Source organism: Bradyrhizobium sp. HKCCYLS3013 (genome assembly GCF_051167615.1).
Taxonomy (GTDB): domain Bacteria; phylum Pseudomonadota; class Alphaproteobacteria; order Rhizobiales; family Xanthobacteraceae; genus Bradyrhizobium.
In genome coordinates, this window is the sequence record NZ_JBNPTK010000041.1 from 1 (window position 1) to 2,732 (window position 2,732).

Consider the following 2,732-nt stretch of genomic DNA (forward strand, 5'->3'; position numbering starts at 1 on the left):
ATGTTCGCCCCCGCCAGCATGGCGCGGCTGGCCGGCCATGTCGCGACCCTGCTCGGTGCGATGGCGAGGGCCGACGGCGCGGCGAGGCTCAGCAGCCTCGCGATGCTCGGCGCCGACGAACGGCGCCAGCTACAAACGTGGAATGCGACGGCTGCGCCGCGTGTTGTCGACGAGACCATTCTCGATCTGCTCGATGCGGCCGCGCGTGACCATGCCGACCGGCCTGCGATCATCCACGCCGGCGGCGAGATCAGCTATGCCGAGCTGCACCGCCGCGCCGATCATCTCGCCGCGCATCTGACTACACGCATCCCGACGCCGAACGCGCTGATCGGCATTGCGCTGAACCGCGGGCCGGAGCTGATCGTCGCGATCCTCGCCGTGCTCAAGGCCGGCCACGCCTATGTGCCGCTCGATCCGGCCTATCCGGCCGAGCGGCTGTGCGTCATGGCCGGGGATGCCCGGCTGAAACTGGTGCTGACCGACGGCAGCACCGCCGCATTGCCCGACAATCTCGCGCAGCTCTGGCTCGACGATCCCGCGCTGCTGCAGCCGCCGCCGGCGCGGCCGCACCATCGTCCGCTGCCCGACGACCTCGCCTACGTCATCTTCACCTCCGGCTCCACCGGCCGCCCCAAGGGCGTCGCCATCCCACAGCGCGGCCTCGTCAATCTCGTGCGCTGGAGCTTTGCCGCTGTTGGCACCGACGTGCTGGCGGCGACCTTCGCCTCGTCCTCGATCAATTTCGACATGTCGGTGCTGGAGATGTTCTCGCCGCTGAGCTGCGGTGGGTGCATCGAGGTCGCATCCGACCTGCTCGCCATCGCCCATCGCGGCCGCTCCGGCATGCGGCTGTTGAGTGGCGTACCGTCGGTGTTGCGCGCGCTGCTCGACATGTCGGCGCTGCCGACCGACGCGCGCGCGCTGATCCTTGCCGGCGAGGCGCTGCCCGAGGAGCTGGTGCACCGGACGCGCGCCGTGCTGCCGGACTGCCGGATCTGGAATCTGTATGGGCCGACGGAAGCGAGCGTCTACTCCACCGCCTGGTTCTCCGATGGTCCGCACGACGCGCCGCCAACGATCGGCCGCCCGGTCCACAACATGCAGGTGCACCTGCTCGACGAGCGCCTTGCACTCGTGCCAATCGGCGTCGTGGGCGAGGTCTATGTCGCGGGCGCAGGTCTTGCGCGCGGCTACATCAACCGTCCCGGGTTGACGGCGGAGCGCTTCATCGCCGATCCGTTCGGACCGCCGGGCAGCCGGCTGTATCGCACCGGCGATCGCGCGCGCTGGCGCGCCGACGGCACGCTGGAGTTCCTGGGTCGCGCCGACCATCAGGTCAAGATCCGCGGCTTCCGCATCGAGCCCGGCGAGGTCGAGAGCGCGCTGCGCCGTCACGACGGCGTCGCTGCTGCCGCCGTGGTGCCGCAGGAGCATCCGCAAGGGCGGCGCCTCGTCGCCTACGTCGTCGGACGCAACGGCATCGCGCCGTCCATCGCAGAGCTGCGCAGCCATCTCGGCACCCTGCTGCCGGACTACATGGTGCCGGCGTTGTTCGTCACGCTCGATGCGCTGCCGCTCACCCCGAACGGCAAGCTCGACCGCAAGGCCCTGCCCGAGCCGGACCTCGCCGTGGCCTCCGAGGCGCCCCATCGCGCACCGCGCTCCGCCACCGAGCAGGCGCTCGCCGCGATCTGGGCCGAGCTGCTCGGCCACGACAACATCGGCATCGACGACAATTTCTTCGCGCTCGGCGGCCACTCGCTGCTCGCCACCCGCCTCGTCTCCCGCCTGCGCAGCCAGTTCGGCCGCGAGCTGCCGCTGCGCCGGCTGTTCGAGCAGCCGACCATTGCCCGCCTCGCCGCCTGCCTCGACGGCGAGACCGGCGATCAGGCCACCGCCTTCGTCGCCGTGCCCCGTCCGGTCGACCTGCCGTTGTCCGCCGCCCAGACCCGGCTCTGGTTCCTGGATCAGCTCGAAGGCGGCTCGGCCGCCTATCTCATTCCCTTCGCGCTCGACCTCGATGGCGCGCTTGATCCACAAGCGCTCGATCGCGCGCTGACGGCCCTGGTCGCACGCCATGAGAGCCTGCGCAGCACGGTCGAGCTCAAGGCCGATGCGCCGGTGCAGATCATCCGCCCGGCCGGCGCCTTCCGCCTGCTGCACGACGACCTCTCCGATCTCTCGCCCGCCGACCGCGACGCTGCGCTGGCCGCGCGGCTCGACGGCCTGGTGCAGCACCGCTTCGATCTGTCGCGCGACCTGCCGCTGCATGCGGTGCTGGTGCGGCTCGCTCCCGAGCGCCACGTGCTCGCGGTCGTCATCCATCACATCGCCTTCGACGGCTGGTCGTCCGGCATCTTCTTCGGCGAGCTCGCCCGTCTGTATGCGGCCGCCTGCAACGGCACGGTCGCGAGGCTGCCCGAACTGCCGGTGCACTATGCCGACTACGCGCTGTGGCACCGCCAGCTGCTGGCCGATCCCAACGGTCCGATTCCGCGCGAGCTCGCCTACTGGCGCACGGCGCTCGCCGATGCGCCGGCGCGGCTCGAACTGCCGCTCGACCTGCCGCGGCCGGCGACGCCGCACCATCCCGCGGGCTTCGTGCATCTGCGCCACGGGGCCGACGAGGTCGCAGCCTGGGAGGCGCTCGCACGACGCCATGGCGTCACCCTGTTCATGGTGCTGCACGCCGCCTTCGCCACCGTGCTGGCGCGCTGGAGCGGCAGCGA

At 71.2% G+C, this 2,732-nt stretch carries 1 protein-coding gene; it reads left to right on the top strand.

Going from position 1 to position 2,732, the window contains the following annotated elements; translation table 11 throughout:
* The coding region (locus tag ACQR1F_RS32125; RefSeq protein ID WP_434914549.1) for an amino acid adenylation domain-containing protein at positions 1-2,732 on the top strand (2,732 nt) is incomplete at both ends.